This window comes from Peptococcaceae bacterium 1198_IL3148 (genome assembly GCA_036763105.1).
Classification (GTDB): Bacteria; Bacillota; Desulfotomaculia; order Desulfotomaculales; family Desulfohalotomaculaceae; genus JBAIYS01.
Window position 1 is genome coordinate 1 of sequence record JBAIYS010000013.1, and the last position, 16413, is coordinate 16413.

At 44.1% G+C, this 16413-nt stretch carries 15 protein-coding genes, 6 tRNA genes, 1 rRNA gene, 1 other RNA gene and 1 other annotated feature; all 23 genes read left to right on the plus strand.

All coding sequences use genetic code 11. The features are described 5' to 3' along the window. Nucleotide 1 precedes the first annotated feature (1 nt). The 23 genes from rrf to V6C27_11990 all read left to right on the plus strand — a co-directional run bounded on the left by rrf (nt 2) and on the right by V6C27_11990 (nt 16313). Nucleotides 2-115 (plus strand): 5S ribosomal RNA (gene rrf, locus V6C27_11880). A gap of 179 nt (nt 116-294) precedes the next feature. Continuing rightward, nucleotides 295-518, plus strand: a binding site (T-box leader). A 72-nt stretch (nt 519-590) separates the two neighbouring features. Then, on the plus strand, nt 591-1742 hold the full coding sequence (locus tag V6C27_11885; GenBank protein MEG6617114.1) for an alanine--glyoxylate aminotransferase family protein: 1152 nt from the start codon (nt 591-593) through the stop codon (nt 1740-1742). Continuing rightward, entirely contained in the window at nt 1742-3325 is a 1584-nt protein-coding gene (gene serA / locus V6C27_11890) for a phosphoglycerate dehydrogenase (GenBank protein MEG6617115.1), read from the plus strand. Before V6C27_11885 ends, serA begins: the two co-directional genes overlap by 1 nt. Before the next feature lie 92 nt (nt 3326-3417). Beyond that, on the plus strand, nt 3418-4698 hold the full coding sequence (gene serS / locus V6C27_11895) for a serine--tRNA ligase (protein MEG6617116.1): 1281 nt from the start codon (nt 3418-3420) through the stop codon (nt 4696-4698). 101 nt (nt 4699-4799) lie between these two features. Continuing rightward, nucleotides 4800-4889, plus strand: a tRNA-Ser gene (locus V6C27_11900). Between the two features lie 7 nt (nt 4890-4896). Further along, nucleotides 4897-4991, plus strand: a tRNA-Ser gene (locus V6C27_11905). A gap of 62 nt (nt 4992-5053) precedes the next feature. Next, nucleotides 5054-5130: transfer RNA gene (locus tag V6C27_11910), tRNA-Arg, on the plus strand. Nucleotides 5131-5185: 55 nt separating this feature from the next. Then, nucleotides 5186-5261: transfer RNA gene (locus tag V6C27_11915), tRNA-Arg, on the plus strand. A 29-nt stretch (nt 5262-5290) separates the two neighbouring features. Then, nucleotides 5291-5743 (plus strand): tRNA adenosine(34) deaminase TadA, encoded by a 453-nt coding sequence (gene tadA, locus V6C27_11920; protein ID MEG6617117.1) that lies wholly within the window; start codon nt 5291-5293, stop codon nt 5741-5743. Nucleotides 5744-5757: 14 nt separating this feature from the next. Next, nucleotides 5758-5850, plus strand: a tRNA-Ser gene (locus tag V6C27_11925). Between the two features lie 278 nt (nt 5851-6128). Continuing rightward, a complete protein-coding gene (locus V6C27_11930; GenBank protein ID MEG6617118.1) occupies nt 6129-6644 on the plus strand; it encodes an XRE family transcriptional regulator in 516 nt (171 codons plus the stop codon). A 13-nt stretch (nt 6645-6657) separates the two neighbouring features. Beyond that, nucleotides 6658-8346, plus strand: a complete 1689-nt coding sequence (locus V6C27_11935) for an AMP-binding protein (protein ID MEG6617119.1) — start codon at nt 6658-6660, stop codon at nt 8344-8346. A gap of 165 nt (nt 8347-8511) precedes the next feature. After that, nucleotides 8512-8602 (plus strand) — tRNA-Ser (locus V6C27_11940). A gap of 18 nt (nt 8603-8620) precedes the next feature. Beyond that, an RNA gene (gene ffs, locus V6C27_11945) (signal recognition particle sRNA large type) lies at nt 8621-8886 on the plus strand. A 133-nt stretch (nt 8887-9019) separates the two neighbouring features. Further along, complete coding sequence (dnaX, locus tag V6C27_11950; protein ID MEG6617120.1) at nt 9020-10681, plus strand: DNA polymerase III subunit gamma/tau; 1662 nt, start codon at nt 9020-9022, stop codon at nt 10679-10681. Between the two features lie 28 nt (nt 10682-10709). Then, the gene (locus tag V6C27_11955) at nt 10710-11030 is read left to right on the plus strand and encodes a YbaB/EbfC family nucleoid-associated protein (GenBank protein ID MEG6617121.1); all 321 of its coding nucleotides are present in this window, start codon (nt 10710-10712) and stop codon (nt 11028-11030) included. A 655-nt stretch (nt 11031-11685) separates the two neighbouring features. Next, nucleotides 11686-12288, plus strand: a complete 603-nt coding sequence (recR, locus tag V6C27_11960) for a recombination mediator RecR (GenBank protein ID MEG6617122.1) — start codon at nt 11686-11688, stop codon at nt 12286-12288. 73 nt (nt 12289-12361) lie between these two features. Beyond that, complete coding sequence (locus tag V6C27_11965; GenBank protein MEG6617123.1) at nt 12362-12631, plus strand: pro-sigmaK processing inhibitor BofA family protein; 270 nt, start codon at nt 12362-12364, stop codon at nt 12629-12631. Nucleotides 12632-12840: 209 nt separating this feature from the next. Beyond that, nucleotides 12841-13506: a hypothetical protein gene (locus tag V6C27_11970; protein ID MEG6617124.1), complete on the plus strand. Its 666-nt coding sequence runs from the start codon at nt 12841-12843 to the stop codon at nt 13504-13506. Between the two features lie 54 nt (nt 13507-13560). Beyond that, nucleotides 13561-14646: a transketolase C-terminal domain-containing protein gene (locus tag V6C27_11975; GenBank protein ID MEG6617125.1), complete on the plus strand. Its 1086-nt coding sequence runs from the start codon at nt 13561-13563 to the stop codon at nt 14644-14646. Nucleotides 14647-14691: 45 nt separating this feature from the next. Next, nucleotides 14692-15453, plus strand: a complete 762-nt coding sequence (locus V6C27_11980; GenBank protein MEG6617126.1) for a thiamine pyrophosphate-dependent enzyme — start codon at nt 14692-14694, stop codon at nt 15451-15453. Continuing rightward, a complete protein-coding gene (locus tag V6C27_11985; GenBank protein ID MEG6617127.1) occupies nt 15454-16014 on the plus strand; it encodes a 2-oxoacid:acceptor oxidoreductase family protein in 561 nt (186 codons plus the stop codon). It abuts the gene before it with no gap. Between the two features lie 20 nt (nt 16015-16034). Further along, complete coding sequence (locus tag V6C27_11990; GenBank protein MEG6617128.1) at nt 16035-16313, plus strand: ferredoxin family protein; 279 nt, start codon at nt 16035-16037, stop codon at nt 16311-16313. Nucleotides 16314-16413 lie beyond the last annotated feature (100 nt).

The window sequence follows — 16413 nt, forward strand, 5'->3', positions numbered from 1 at the left end:
TTCTGGTGGCTTTGCCGCAGAGGGTACACCCGTTCCCATACCGAACACGGAAGTTAAGCTCTGCAGGGCCGATGGTACTTGGGTTTATCCCTGGGAGAGTAGGTCGCCGCCAGAATTAATTTTTAAAGCCTGAGGATATCCTCAGGCTTTTTTGCACTGTCAGAAAGCATAACAACCTTTAAGCTAAGGTTAGTACTGTATATTGTATATTTTTACTTTAATATAAAATTAATGCAAAAAAGGCTTGAAAAAAAATTGGGGTTGTTATACAATTCAAAACATACTTTGAATAATCAAAACCTGATGCTGGGGGCAAGTAATAGGTATCTTTTTTCAGAGAGCCGGTGGTTGCTGTGAATCGGTAAAAGCTATCTGTGAAATCCACCCCGAAGGGGACCTGCCGAAAGTTTAAGCAAGTAAGTGGGTACGGGTAATGCCCGTTATAGCGTGTTGAGAGGACTAAATTTTTTAGTCAATAAGGGTGGCAACGCGGGAGAAATATATCTCTCGTCCCTGATGGATAAACCGTCAGGGACGAGAGATTTTTTGTTTCCTGGCGGTAAATACAAAAAAATCTGGAGGGATATTGTATGAAAGACAAATTATTTTTGATGATTCCTGGACCAACTCCGGTCCCACCGCCTGTTGTTGCTGCTATGTCTAAACCGATTATTGGACACCGCAGTGCAGAATTTGCAGATTTAATTGGGCGGACCACAGAAAAATTAAAAAAGGTTTTTCAAACCCAAAATGACGTCTTTGTATTAGCTAGCTCGGGAACTGGTGGTTTGGAAGCTGCAGTGGCCAATACGGTAAACCCTGGGGATAAAATTTTAACCTTAAATACCGGTAAATTTGGTGAACGCTTTGGAGAACTGGGTAATAAGTATGGCGCCCAAGTGGATGAAATTAAATTTACCTGGGGCTATGACGTTGATTTAAAGGTGGTTGAAGAAAAACTAAATGCCGATCCAGATATTAAAGCGGTATTTGCAACCCATAACGAGACTTCAACGGCGGTTGTTAATAATATTCAGGGCCTAGGTGAAATAGTTGCTAAGCATCAAGCAATTTTAGTGGTGGATGCGGTAAGCAGCATGGGTGGCATGGACATAAAAACCGATGCATGGCAAGTTGACATTATGGTCACCGGTTCTCAAAAAGCATTGATGTTGCCTCCGGGTTTAGCCTTTATCAGTGTCAGTGAAAAAGCATGGCAGGTCATTGAGCAAAATCAAGCACCAAAATATTATTTTGATTTATTAAAGGCTAGAAAATCTTTAGCAAAAAACAACACGCCCTTTACATCGGCTGTTTCCCTTTACTACGGGCTGGAGGCAGCATTGGATATGATTTTGGAAGAAGGATTGGAAAATGTCTTTGCTAGACATCGCCTGCTGGCAAAGGCCACCAGAGCAGCAGTGATGGGCCTGGGGTTGGAATTGCTGCCTGCTCTTGAATATGCGTCAGATACCGTTACCGCTGTACAGTGCCCGATGACTGTAGATGTTAACAAGTTAAGAAAGGTACTGCTGGAAAAATATCGAGTGATGATTGCTGGCGGTCAAGGTGAGTTAAAGGGTAAAATTTTTAGAATCGCTCATATGGGATATGCCACTAAAGCTGATGTGCTACTGACCATTGGGGCGTTGGAAATGGCGTTAAATGAATGTGGTTATAAAGCTGAATTAGGTGCCGGTGTCCGGGAGGCACAATTAGTATTTTTGGGGGAGAGAGAGTAATGATGAAAGTATTAGCCACAGACGGCGTATCGGAAAAAGGATTAACCGCTTTATATAATAACCCTGAGATTAAAGTGGATCTTTTAAAAACAATGCCAGAGGATGAATTGCTAAAAATTATTGGCGACTATGATGGTATGATTGTGCGCAGTGCCACCAAAGTGACCGCGAGGGTTTTAGAACATGCCCATAAGCTCAAGGTGGTTGGCAGAGCCGGGGTGGGGGTTGATAACATCGACCTGAAGGCAGCCACCAATAGAGGGGTGATTGTGGTCAATGCCCCAGATGGCAACACAATTGCGGCGGCTGAACACACCATGGCGATGATGCTGGCGTTGGCCCGCAAAGTACCCGCTGCCACCGCTAAATTGAGAGCAGGGGTTTGGGATAAAAAAGCCTTCCTAGGGGTTGAGTTGCGCAACAAAATCTTAGGGGTAATTGGACTGGGACGGATTGGCTCAGCAGTTGCCAAGAGAGCAATGGCCATGGAAATGGAAATTTTAGCCTATGACCCCTACATTTCGGCAGAAAATGCAGCAAATTTGGGTGTTAAATTGGCAACACTGGAAGAAATATATAGAAATGCTGATTTTATTACCGTTCACATGCCCTTGACAAAAGAAACCCGACACATGATTAACCACGGGGCCATTGGGATAATGAAGGATGGCGTAAGAATCATCAACTGTGCCCGGGGCGGAATTGTTGATGAAGAAGCGCTGTATCAAGGCCTTAAATCGGGGAAAGTGGCCGGCGCGGCCTTAGATGTATTTGAAAAGGAACCCAACACCGAAAGTCCGTTATATGAGTTTGAAAACTTTATTGCCACTCCTCACTTAGGTGCATCAACCATCGAAGCGCAAATTAACGTGGCAGTAGACGTGGCCAAAGAAATTGCCGATTACTTACAAGGAAATATGGTTAGAAACTCGGTAAACATTCCATCCCTAAGTCCCAAGTCATATGCCAAGGTAAGACCGTTTCTGGATTTAGCAGAAAAATTGGGCCAGTTCCAAGCCCAGTTGTTATCCGGTCGCATTCAGCGGATTGAAGTGATCTATGGTGGAGAAGTGGCCAAATATGAAGTTAACCCCATAACCACCATTATTGTTAAAGGAATTCTGGATCCTATTTTGCAAGAGACCGTTAACTTTGTAAATGCCAATCTGGTGGCTAGAAATCGTGGTATTGAAGTGTTACAAACGACTCAGGACATTGATCAAAACTACAGCAATATTATTACCGTTAAAGTTGTAACCGACCAAGGGGAGCGGACATTGAGCGGCACATTATTTCTTGGCAATGACCCCAGGGTTATCAGCATAGATGGTTACCGCATCGATGCTAGACCCACTGGGCATATGCTGGTGGTGCCCCACACCGATAAACCGGGTATTATCGGTAAGGTGGGCACAATTTTAGGGGAACATAATATTAACATTGGTGGCATGCAAGTGGGACGCCAACAACAGGGTGGCGTAGCGGTAATGGTAATGTCTGTTGACACCGCAATGTGCCAAGATACCTTAGATAAAATCGGACAAATTGATGGTATCATTGAAGTTAAATTAGTGAGCCTTTAAGGGACCAATATTTTACAACGTTAGCCCACTGTAGTATAATACTAAAGGATTAAGTCTATAACTGGCAAACATTGTAACATGGGGGCGAAAAAATGTTAGATATAAAACTGGTAAGAAGTAATCCAGAATTGGTAAAAGAGGCGCTTAAAAATCGCGGTGTAAATGTTTCTTTGGATGAATTTTTAAAATTAGATGAAGAGCGCAGAAAAATATTGGTTGAGGTTGAACAGCTTAAAAATAAACGGAATGTGGTATCTGAAGAGGTTGGCCGGCTAAAAAAGGCTGGCCAACCGGCAGATGATATAGTGGTAGAAATGAGACAGGTTTCTCAGTCTATCAAAGAAATGGATGAAAAGGTTAAAGATATCGAAGAACAGTTACAAAAAATATTACTGACAATACCGAATATTCCCCATCAGTCGGTGCCGGTGGGCAAAGATGAAAGTGATAACCCAGAGGTAAGGAGATGGGGTAAAGTAAGGGAATTTACCTTTACGCCCAAGCCCCATTGGGATTTGGCAGAGGACTTGGATATCCTTGATTTTGAACGGGGCGGCAAGGTGTCTGGCACTAGATTTTCATTCTTTAAAGGTATGGGGGCGCGGTTAGAACGGGCGCTAATCAGCTTTATGATGGACCTACATAGCACAGAGCACGGCTACACAGAAATATTGCCACCCTATATCGTTAACGATGAGAGCATGATTGGCACTGGACAATTACCTAAATTCGCCGAAGATATGTTTAAAATTGAGAATACTAACTATTATTTAATTCCCACCGCCGAAGTACCGGTTACCAACTTGTATCGAGGGGAAATCCTTAAGGGAGAAGATCTGCCAATTTATCATTGTGCCTACAGCGGTTGTTTTAGAGCAGAGGCAGGGGCAGCGGGCAGAGACACCCGGGGGTTAATCAGACAGCATCAATTTGATAAAGTAGAGTTGGTTAAATTTGTAAACCCCGATAATTCCTATGAAGAGTTAGAAAAGTTATTGCAAAATGCGGAAAAAGTATTGCAATTGTTGGGTATACCCTATCGGGTAATTAACCTTTGCACCGGTGACATTGGTTTTTCTGCCGCCAAAACATACGATATTGAAGTGTGGTTACCAAGTGCCAATACCTACCGCGAAATATCTTCCTGTAGTAATTTTGAAGATTTTCAAGCCAGAAGGGCCAATATTAAATTTAGACGGGCACCCAAAGCCAAGGCTGAATTTGTGCATACACTTAATGGCTCTGGATTGGCCGTTGGCCGTACATTTGCTGCCATTTTAGAAAATTTTCAAGAGGAGGACGGCAGTATTTCCATTCCTCCGGTATTGCAACAATATATGGGTGGCGTGAAAAAAATTACTGCCAACAAATAGGCATAAATTAAATTGACTCGATAAAAAATGTATGTTATAGTATTACTTGCGTCGGGGGTACGCCCTTCGACGCCGGTAATAATTTAAGCATGATTTAAAACGGAGGGGTGTCCGAGCGGTTTAAGGAGGCGGTCTTGAAAACCGTTGAACTCTTGCGGGTTCCGTGGGTTCGAATCCCACCCCCTCCGCCATGGATGTGGAGAGTTGGCCGAGTCGGCTGAAGGCGCTCGCCTGCTAAGCGAGTATACGGGCTTAAACCTGTATCGAGGGTTCGAATCCCTCACTCTCCGCCATTCAAAATAATTATTGACATATTTCGTTCAGTATAGTATAATTATTTTTGTGTTAAATACATGTGCCTGTGGCTCAATTGGATAGAGCACCTGACTACGGATCAGGAGGTTAGGGGTTCGAGTCCCTTCAGGCACGCCACTGAAATTGTTAGCTTAATATTTTGAGCTAACAATTTTTTATATGCTAACCAGTTGCCCCCGTAGCTCAGAGGATAGAGCAGCGGTTTCCTAAACCGTGTGTCAGAGGTTCGATTCCTCTCGGGGGCACCATTATCATTAATAAAGGGGATTTCAGTCCTTTGGATCATAATTACTATATGGGTCTGGCTTTAGAAGAAGCTAAAAAGGCCTATCAAATAGGCGAAGTACCCATTGGTGCGGTGGTGGTGGTTGACAATCAAGTGGTGGCTGCTGGGCATGATTTGCGTGAACTTTTAAACGATGCCAGTGCCCATGCAGAGATGTTGGTGATGAGGGAGGCGGCCCAAAGTTTAGGGGATTGGCGCCTGAGTAACGCCACCATGTATGTAACGGTAGAACCCTGTGCCATGTGTGCCGGGGCGATAGTTCAATACCGTTTAAGACGGTTAGTTTACGGTGCTCCAAATAGTAAGTCTGGTTCCATTGATAGTATTTTGAATATTGTGCAAGAGGCGCGATTTAACCACCGGGTTGATGTTATCGCCGGTGTATTGGAGAATGAATGCAAACAAATAATGAGAATGTTTTTTAAAGAACTGCGTAAAAAGTAAATTGGAATAGATGTGGAGAGGTGGCCGAGTTGGTCGAAGGCGCTCGACTCGAAATCGAGTAGACGCCAACAAGCGTCTCGTGGGTTCGAATCCCACTCTCTCCGCCATAGACATATAACCAAGGGATTCTTGCTGTTGAAGGTGAGAATCCCTTGGTTTTTTAACGTAAATGCTATTAACTCTGGGTTAAATAATTAAATTTTACTTAAATAATTCATAATTTTCTATAAAATTAAAGGTGATTTATTTAATTAGTAGAATATTTAGATTATTTGGCTGTGACAGTGTTTTTGAGGCACGGTGATTATAAAGTAGGACGATTATCAAGGAAGGGGAGATTGTTATTTTAACCGAGCAATTAAAAGATATGGGAGCGCGTTTGTCCTTGCTGCGTGAATCTATGGGCGTGACAGCGGAAAAAATTGCCCAACAGCTTGATGTTTCGCTGGCAGATTACTTGCTTTATGAAGCAGGGGAAAAGGATTTTTCATTCAGTTTTTTGTATAATGTGGCGGGTGTTTTAGGGGTAGATGTGTTGGATATTATTAGCGGTGAAACACCCAAGCTTTCGTTGTGCTGTGTGGTCAGAGCCGGAGGTGGTTATGACATTGACCGCAGAGAGGCCTATAATTACAAACACCTTGCTTACACATTTCGCAATAAAAAGGCGGAACCCTTTTTAGTAACGGTGGAGCCAAACGGCGACACCATACCAGAGCGTCATTCCCACGACGGCCAGGAGTTTAATTATATGGTTTCCGGGTGTATGAAATTTTTTATCGGTGATATGGTTTATACCCTGGCCAAGGGCGATAGCGTCTACTTTGACTCGTCAGTTCCTCACGCCATGAAGACCCACGGCGACAGCCCTGCTAAATTTTTGGCTGTTGTCATCAAATAAAGGAGGAGCCGCGATGATAATTTATGAAAAGTTTATCGGCAGACATCGGGATGAGTTTGTAACACTGGAGGATTTATACAGAAACTATTCTATAAATTGCCCGGAGGATTTTAATTTTGCCTATGATGTGTTGGACAGATTGGCGGAGGAAAAACCTGACCAGCTGGCGATGCTGTGGGTGGGCAATAACGGTGAAGAAAAGAGAATTACCTTTTTAGAAATGAAACGCTGGTCGGACAAAACGGCCAATTACTTTAAATCACTGGGGATAAAAAAGGGCGATTTTGTGCTACTGGTTTTGAAAAGAAGCTATTTGTTTTGGTACGCCATGTTGGCCCTGCACAAAATTGGTGCGGTGGCGGTCCAGGCTACCCACCTGCTAACTGCCAAGGATTACCTTTACCGCTGTCAGGCGGGGGGGATAAAAATGGCGGTTATTACCGGTGATGGAGATTGCACCGACCACTTTGACCAAGCCGCTCCGCAATGTGACACTGTCCAGTTGAAAGCTGTTACTGGTCATAAAGCAGCGGGGGAGGGCTGGCTGGATTTTGAAGCGGGGATTGAAGCGGCCTCTGATGATTGGCAGCGGCCAACGGGAGAAGAAGCAACAAAGGCTACTGATATAATGATTATGGCTTTTTCTTCTGGCACCACCGGCTACCCGAAGATGGTGGCCCATGACTTTTCCTATCCCTTAGGGCATATTATCACCGGGGTCTTTTGGCATAGAGCTGAGCCAGGCGGTTTACATTTTACCATATCCGACACCGGTTGGTTGAAGTCGCTATGGGGTAAATTATATGGTCAATGGTTTGCCGAATCGGCAGTTTTCACATATGATTTTGATAGTTTTAACGGGGCTGACATTCTGGATAAGTTGTCAAAGTATAAGGTTACCACCTTCTGTTGTCCACCCACTATGTACAGATTTATGCTCAAGGAAGATGTGAGTCAATATGATTTATCGGCTTTAAAACACTGTTGCACAGCGGGCGAGGCATTAAACCCCGATGTTTATAATCAGTGGAAGAAAGCCACCGGGTTGCGCATATTTGAGGGCTTTGGACAGTCGGAAACAACCCTTTCCTGCTCCACCTTATATCCGTGGGTGCAACCAAGGCCAGGCTCCATGGGGCTTCCCACCCCGGGTTATGACTTGGTAATTGTGGATGAAAATGGCCATGAGGTTGACCCAGGCGTCACTGGGGAAATTTGTATCAAGGCCGAGAGTATGGAGACCAAAACCAAAGGTCTGTTTATGGGTTACTATCAGGATGAAATCAGTACCCAAAGGGCATGGCATGACGGATTGTATCACACTGGAGACACGGCCTATCGTGATGAACTGGGATTTTTGTGGTATGTGGGCAGGAACGATGACATTATCAAATCTTCTGGCTATCGGATTGGACCCTTTGAGGTGGAGTCGGCATTGGCAGAACACCCCGCTGTTTTGGAATCAGCGGTGACCGGTGTTCCCCACCCCATCAGAGGAGTGGTGGTGAAGGCCACAATTGTGTTGGCCGAGGGTTATCAGCCCAGTGAACAACTGATTAAGGAATTACAGGATCATGTCAAAAGAACCACTGCACCCTACAAATATCCTAGGGTGATTGAGTTTGTGCCAGATTTGCCAAAAACCATCAGCGGCAAAATCCGCCGGGTGGCAATTAGACAAAGGGATATGCGCCAATTATAAATAATAGAAAGAAGTTTTATATAAGTAAAGCACCGCCCCAGTGGTGCTTTACTTATTTTTGTAAATGTGATACTCTTTTTTATGAATCAGAATTGCATTTAAGCTAGTAATTACCTGTTGAGATTGTTAAATTAATATGCTATAATAACAATTGTCTTACGACGCGGAGAGGTGGCCGAGCTGGCTTAAGGCGCACGCCTGGAAAGCGTGTGGGCGGGTAACTGCCTCGCGAGTTCGAATCTCGCTCTCTCCGCCATTTTGTCTTAAATAATGGTCGTGCTAGATGGGGAGGTAGCGGTGCCCTGTACCCGCAATCCGCTATAGCGGGGTCGAATGCCTACTCCCGGGTGTAACTTGTGAAGCCTGTCTGTTGTAAGGGACGTTGAGGACCGGGTCTTGCGCGACGTAAGCTCCCGAACCGTGTCAGGTCCTGGCGGAAGCAGCACTAAGAGATGTCTTGCGGGTGCCGCAAGGGTGCCTAGTCTGAGTTACCTGCAACAGCAACGTTCGGAAGTTATTATTCAAAAGTAAGCTGCACGGCCAGCAAATTTTCAGGGATGATTCTTATTAATAAGAGTCATCCCTTTTATTGTATGATTAATTTACAACTATAAAGGGAAACAGGTATTAAATAGCGAAATTTATAGTAAACTATTTCTGGAGGTTAATAATAATGGGTTATCGTGCCCTTTATCGGGAATACCGACCCCAGAGGTTTGCAGACATTGCCGGACAGGAACATATTACCCGTACGTTACAAAATGCCATTTGTTCAGGTCGGGTTAGCCACGCCTATCTTTTTTGTGGACCTAGGGGGACTGGTAAAACATCAACGGCAAAGGTATTAGCTAAAACTCTAAACTGTGTCAATGCACCGGTTGAAGAGCCCTGTAACCATTGTCAAAACTGTATAGCCACCACTGAGGGCACTTCAGTGGATGTAATTGAAATAGATGCTGCGTCCAATCGCGGTATTGAAGACATTCGCGACTTGAGGGAAAAGGTTAAATATTCGCCAGCCCACGGCAAGTATCGTATTTATATTATTGATGAAGTGCATATGTTGACAACCGAAGCCTTTAATGCGCTATTGAAAACGTTAGAGGAACCCCCCGGCCATGTTATTTTTGTTTTAGCCACCACAGAGCCCCATAAAGTGCCAGTGACAATACTATCCCGTTGCCAACGGTTTGACTTTAGAAGGATTTCTGTGGATGTAATGGTGGCCAGGTTAAAACAAGTGGCGGATAGTGCTGGCTTAACGGTGGAAGAAGAGGCTTTAATGTTAATTGCTGGTGTAGCGGAGGGTGGATTAAGGGATGCCTTGAGTATACTAGATCAAGGGGCGGTATATGGCAACAACAAAATCACGGTGGCCGATGTACATAATTTGTTAGGCACGGTGGGGGAAGAGGTTTTAACCCAGATGGCTGATCACCTGGCCAGTGCCAACACAGCAGCCACTTTAACGCTAATCAACAATCTGTATCAACAAGGTAAAGATTTACGTTTATTTGTTAAAGAACTAAGTACTTATTTAAGATCCTTGATGCTGTACTTGGTATCCAACGGCTTACCAGATACAAATCAGCAATCCATTAAATTGACGGCCAGCAAGTTTAAACCCAAGCAAATTTCCAATTATCTAGAGATATTAACCAAATTGGAATACGATATGAAATGGAGTTCTCAACCCAAGGTGTTGTTGGAATTGGCTTTGGTAAAAATGACGGTTGTGGAAGAGGAAGCAGATAGTCATTATTTACTGGAAAAGTTAAAAATTCTGGAGCAACACTTGCATCAAATCTCAGCAACTGGTAATCTAAATAGCAACAAAGCAAACAGCGCTGCTGAGCAGCGGCCTGGGCTAAATGATGCCACCACCATAGATGGCGCTGCCCGGCATAGGCCAAATTTAAAGCAGCAATCGGAGCCGGTCAAGCAAATTCAGCCCACAGGTTCAGCCAAGAAAATTAAACCGTCATGGAATAAGGTGTTGGAGCGAGTAAAAAAATTAAAACCTTCGCTCTACGGGGTGTTTTGTGAAGCAGAGATTATCGATGCCGAGGAGCAACTTCTGACCATTGGTTTTAAGCCACAGCATAGTTCTTTTCACAAGGTTCGCGCTGAACAAAGTGATAATAAGGCAGTACTAGAACAGGCTTTAAATGATGAATTAGGTGGTAATTGGGGCGTCAAGGTGATAGCCATTGAAAAATTGACGGAACTAGATAATGAAGTAAAAAAAAACGCTGAAATAGAGCACCCGTTGGTTAAAAGGGCTATTGAAATGTTTGGCAGAGATAAAGTAGTGGTTAGTAATCATCATCAATAAATAAGATTGTTAAGGGGGATTTACCGATATGTTAGGTGGCGCAAATATGAATAAAATGATGAAACAGGTACAAAAAATGCAACAGGATATGGCTAAGATGCAAGAGGAACTGGCCAATAGAACTGTGGAAGCCACTGCCGGTGGCGGCGTGGTAAAAGTTGTGGCCAATGGGCGCAATGAGCTGGTGTCGATTGAAATTAATCCAGAGGCTGTGGATCCAGGGGATGTGGAAATGCTGCAGGACTTGGTGCTGGCTGCTGTCAACGAGTCCTTGCGCAAGAGCCAAGAACTGGTTTCCTCCGAAATGTCTAAAATCACTGGTGGGTTGAAGATACCGGGTTTATTCTAAGTTAATTTTGTAGCTGTTTAAGGGCATGGATATTATCTGTGCCTTTAATTTTTTTTGCGCTAGATCTATCTATATATTATTCTAAAACTGTTTTTAGTGATTATGCAAGCCAGTTTTTAGCATCTGTTTGCGTAAAAAGCCGGTGCTTTTGCACCGTTCGCTCCGATTCCTTCGCAGGCCAACACTTAGCGCTCAGTCTGCTGGCTCCGGCGGGTCCCTGGCAAATTCGTCATCCTAACTCAGTTGCCAGCCGCGCACGTCCTATGCGCGGCCCGCCTCCGCCAGCAGCCTTCGCTTAGTTTGGCACTGCTCATCCATATGTCGCTCACTATTGCAAAAGCGCCCGCTTTTTAAAGTACTTTTGGTCGTTATGACTTTTCGCCCCGCGGTGATAACCAACCTTTGCAACATAAAAAAACACAGGTGGCTTTTGCCCTGCTTCCAAAATAAAGGTTACTTTAAATACCCGGTTGCTGCGTAAGTCAAGCGAACGACATATAGTTGAGCAGCGAACCGAACTTAGCGAAGTAGGCGGTCGGAGGCAGGGTGGCGCATAGGACGTGCGCCACCGGTATTATAACGATAATTGACTAAACCCCCAAACTGTTCTACAATTTTTAAGAAGCGATAATTGAACCGATAGGGAGATAAAATAATGAAGTATTTTGCTGGGCCAGTGGCCCGTTTAGTTGAAGAATTGGCTAAGTTACCTGGTATTGGACCTAAGTCGGCACAACGGCTGGCATTTTATATCTTAGGCGCACCGGCCCAGGTGGCCCATGACTTGGCAGATGCTTTAACGGAAGTGCGGGATAAAATTAAACGTTGTAGTGTTTGTGGCAACTTAACGGATGAAGATCCCTGTGCCATTTGTTCTGATGACAATCGCAATCCATCAATAATATGTGTGGTGGAACACCCCCGGGATGTAATGGCCATTGAAAAAACAGGGAAATTCAGTGGTGTGTATCATGTGTTGCATGGGGCGTTGGCACCGATGGAGGGCATTGGGGTGGAGGAATTAAACATAAAAAGTTTACTGCCGCGGCTGGAAGCACACGATGTACAGGAAGTTATTTTGGCCACTAACCCCAGCATCGAAGGGGACACCACCGCCATGTACTTATCTCGGTTATTAAAGCCGTTGGAAATAAAGGTCACTAGGTTAGCCCACGGTTTGCCAGTGGGGGCAGATTTAGAATATACCGATGAATACACTTTAATTAAAGCGTTGCAGGGTAGACACGAAATTAATTAATAACTATAATATCTAGGAATAACAGCGTTGGGACAGCCATATATTTAATGCAAAGGGCTGCGGAGGTGCTGTTATGGAATTGGAATGGACGACCATTCTATTGTGTTTTATTGGTCTATTTGGTTTATATTTAGTGGGTGTATTTGTGGTCAAGCCGCTGAGATTTATCTTTAAATTGGCAATGTATTTAGTTTTAGGCGGCGTATTGATTACGCTGGTAAACATTATCAGCGCCAATTTTGGATTACATATTGCTTTAAACCCCTTTACATTGGTAACCGCCGGGGTGTTACAGGTACCCGGTTTAATATTATTGCTGTTAATGGCATATATGTTGGTTTAAATGTTAATTTTTAGCGGCTAATGTTCTTGACGTGGCTGATTAATTAGGTTTATACTTGTAGCAATGGAAACAACTTAACGCAATAGTTTTTTTTGACATAAGCGGGACAATTTTGTCCCGATTATTCTTTATTAGGGGTAAGTAAGAATTTTCCTAATTGGATAAACTATTGTAAATATACTGACAATAATTAGAGGGGGTGGCGCCTTATAACAAGTCGTATTGTTGAAGCTTATGTTGGAGAATATGCCAGTGGCAAAAGTGAAGTGGCGGTTAACCGTGCATTGGAACTGGGTAAAAAGCAGCACAAGGTTCACTTAGTGGACTTTGACATTGTGGAACCCTGTTATACACTGCGGCCAATAAAAAAACAACTGATGGAACAGGGCATTGAAGTGGTGGCTTGGGAAACCAGGGATACTGTTGGCTTAGGTGAAGCGGGTAATGTAATAAAGCCTGCCGCAAGATGGGTATTACTACGAGAGGGAGACATTATTCTCGATATAGGTTATGGAGTGGAAGGTTCCAAAACCCTTAATTTGTTAGAAGGCGTAGATAAAGAACCTAATTTAAAAATATATGCAGTGGTTAATATCTCACGTCCAATGACATCAAATGTTAAAGAAATTGTAGAATATGTAAGAGATTTGGGTCCCATTCATGGGCTCATTAACAATACTCACTTAGGTGACGAAACCACACCAGAAATTGTACAGCGAGGAGCCCGAGTGGTTACCGAAGCAGCCAAAGAACTTGGCATACCCTTAGTGGCTACCTATGCAGTGCGGGATGTGGCCGCAGCCATGGGAGAACATGATTGTATGGGGAACGTGGTCAGACCTTTAGACCGATATATGCCCTGTACGTTATGGTAAATTAAGTTTCCCCTTTTAAGGGAGTTACATATCATAGGAGGTGCAGTTTTTTCTATGCCAGAGAAGCTTATTACTGAAGAAAAGCGCGTCTTTATGACGGGCAATGAGGTGTGTGCATGGGCAGCAATTGCTGCAGGGGCACAAATTATGTATGGTTACCCCATTACTCCTCAGAACGAAATTATGCACTATTGGACAAGATTAGCTCCAAAGCATGGTCTCAAGTTCTTACAAACTGAGGATGAACTGTCTGCAGGTTTTACCACCTGTGGTGGTGTAATGGCTGGTCTAAAAGCATTTACTGCTACCGCAGGCCCTGGTAACGTTTTAATGCAAGAGCCATTTTCCATGGCTGAGGCGATGAGACTACCAATCGTTTCCATTATTCAACAACGTGGAGGCCCGTCCACCGCTACCGTTATTTACTCACAACAAGAGGTATCACTGACCACCTTTGGTGGCAATGGTGAAGGTTTGCGTATTGTTTACTCAACCGCCACTCACCAAGAATTGTTTGACTACACCATTAAGGCTTTCCAAGTATCATGGAAATACCGCTTCCCAACCTTCGTTTTGGGTGATGGTTATCAAGCAAAAATGCGTGAATCCTTAACTATTTATGATCCAGAACAAAAGGGTATTAAATTTGAGCCTGCCACTAAGTATGTAGGTCAGCCTGGCACACCCGGTGTAGACCGTGAGCCTGGTCACTACCGCAATACCTATAACGTAGAAGAAGAACTGTATGAGGTTCTGCAGGGCTACTTTGCAGATTACGCTAAGATGGCTGAAGAAGTGGCTGAATATCAAGCCTTTGACACCGAAGATGCAGATGTGGTTGTTCTTTCCCATGGGGTTGTTTCCCGCGGTGCTAAAGAAGCAGTTGAAATGCTGCGCAAAGAGGGTAAAAAGGTTGGTTACTTCCGTCCAATTACCCTGCGTCCACTGCCAGAAAAGCAACTGAAGGAATTGGCAGCGAAGGCTAAAAAATTAGTAATTGTTGAATCAGCCCAAGGTCAATTTGCTAAACTGATTAAAGATGTAATCTTTGGTGCCACCTGTGAGATCGTTCCTTTCTTCAAGCCAGGTGTGGGTATCACCACTGATGAAATCTATGCTAAAGTAAACGAAGTTCTCTAATTATAAATTTATTTTCCCCTAATTTGAAAGGAGGCCAATTGATTTATGTCTGTAGTACAACCAGCTATGCCAAAGAGTTGGCGGCCTGAATCAAAACCACATAAATTCTGCCCCGGTTGTGGCCATGGTCTAGTATTAAAGGCACTGGGCGAGGCCATTGATGAACTGGGAATCCAAGATAGAGTTGTATTTGGTTGTGACATTGGTTGTTCCTTGTTGTCATGGGACTTCTTTAATGTTGACAGCGTACAAACTCACCACGGTCGCACCACCCCGGTGATGACCGGAATTAAAAGAGCCAATCCTGATTTAATCACCATTGCTTACATGGGTGATGGCGGCGGTTACGCCATTGGTTCTCAACACTTGGTAAACGCTGCTGCCCGTAACGAAAGAATCACTGTAATATTAGCCCTCAACTGTGTATATGCCATGACCGGTGGTCAAATGGCCCCCACCACACTGCCTGGCATGAAGGCGGAAACTGCGCCTTACGGCCGTGATGTGGAACTAACCGGTGCTCCTACCCAAGGTCCCGAAATGGTGGCAGCCATTGCCGGTGAAGGTGCATACGTTGCCCGTGGTACCACCGCTAACCTGAGACAGTTGAAGGGTTACATTAAAAAGGCCCTACAAAACCAAATGGATGGCAAAGGTTTCTCCTTTGTAGAGGCATTATCAGCTTGTCCTACCAACTGGCGTACCAACGCTGAGAAGACTTGGGCATTTGTGGAAAAAGAAATGCCAAAATACTTCAAAGTGGGCGAAAAGAAAGTTCCTGGTGCTGAGCAGAAGGAGGGACAATAAATGGCTGAATTGACCAAAATTATGTTGGCAGGTGAAGGTGGCCAAGGGGTTCAATCTGTAGCGCAAATTTTGGCCGAGGCTGCTGACAACGAAGGTAAAGAAGCATTATATATTCCTAACTTTGGTGTTGAGCAACGGGGCGGTGTATCCATTGCCTATCTGCAAATCAGCAATGAACGCATTGGTGCTCCTAAATTTAACATCGGTGACATTGTGGTGGCCGTAAGTGAACGGGCTATTTTACGCACCAAGCAATATGTTGGCGAAAATACTATTTTCATATACGATTCCAGCGTTGATATTGCTGAAGAAGAACTGCCCCAAAATGCAGCTAAAATATTAGCTATTCCTGCCTTGGACATTGCTAAGAATGAACTGCATCCACGGGTGTTTAACATAATTATTCTCGGTGTCATTGTGGCAGCAACCAAAGTGGTTTCTCAAGAAGATGCCAAAAAGGCCATTGAGAAAAAATTGGGTTATAAATTTGAGCAAAATCCAAAACTGCGTGAACTGAACTTTAAAGCCATCGATAGAGGTGCTGAACTGGTTTCACAATAGTATAAAGGAGGGAAAATCCAGTGGCTGTAGAATTTAAGCCCCGTACCCTTGAACTAGAGAAAGCTCAGTGGAGTGTTTTTCCCGGCCTGTGCAAAGGCTGTGGTTTGTGTATTGAAAAATGTCCCAAAAAATGCATTAGTTGGTCTAAAGTGCTGGGTGTATATGGTACACCTTCGGTAGAAGCTAATGATGACTGCATTGCCTGTGGTATTTGTCAAATGGTTTGTCCCGATACCGCCATCAATGTGGTGCGTAAAGGCAAAGAAAAAGCAAACAGTGAGTCTGCTCTAGCTGAATAATTTAAAGGGAGCCAATGGAATGCAACCAGCATTTTATTGGCTCCTTTGCTTTTGCTGTTAATATCACCCTTTCAGCCAATGGAGCATATGCTAAATTAGC

Coding starts and splice junctions, on each gene's coding strand:
- V6C27_11885 (MEG6617114.1), top strand. CDS start 591: ATGAAAGACAAATTATTTTTGATGATTCCTGGACCAACTCCGGTCCCA.
- serA (MEG6617115.1), top strand. CDS start 1,742: ATGATGAAAGTATTAGCCACAGACGGCGTATCGGAAAAAGGATTAACC.
- serS (MEG6617116.1), top strand. CDS start 3,418: ATGTTAGATATAAAACTGGTAAGAAGTAATCCAGAATTGGTAAAAGAG.
- V6C27_11935 (MEG6617119.1), top strand. CDS start 6,658: ATGATAATTTATGAAAAGTTTATCGGCAGACATCGGGATGAGTTTGTA.
- dnaX (MEG6617120.1), top strand. CDS start 9,020: ATGGGTTATCGTGCCCTTTATCGGGAATACCGACCCCAGAGGTTTGCA.
- V6C27_11955 (MEG6617121.1), top strand. CDS start 10,710: ATGTTAGGTGGCGCAAATATGAATAAAATGATGAAACAGGTACAAAAA.
- recR (MEG6617122.1), top strand. CDS start 11,686: ATGAAGTATTTTGCTGGGCCAGTGGCCCGTTTAGTTGAAGAATTGGCT.
- V6C27_11965 (MEG6617123.1), top strand. CDS start 12,362: ATGGAATTGGAATGGACGACCATTCTATTGTGTTTTATTGGTCTATTT.
- V6C27_11975 (MEG6617125.1), top strand. CDS start 13,561: ATGCCAGAGAAGCTTATTACTGAAGAAAAGCGCGTCTTTATGACGGGC.
- V6C27_11980 (MEG6617126.1), top strand. CDS start 14,692: ATGTCTGTAGTACAACCAGCTATGCCAAAGAGTTGGCGGCCTGAATCA.
- V6C27_11985 (MEG6617127.1), top strand. CDS start 15,454: ATGGCTGAATTGACCAAAATTATGTTGGCAGGTGAAGGTGGCCAAGGG.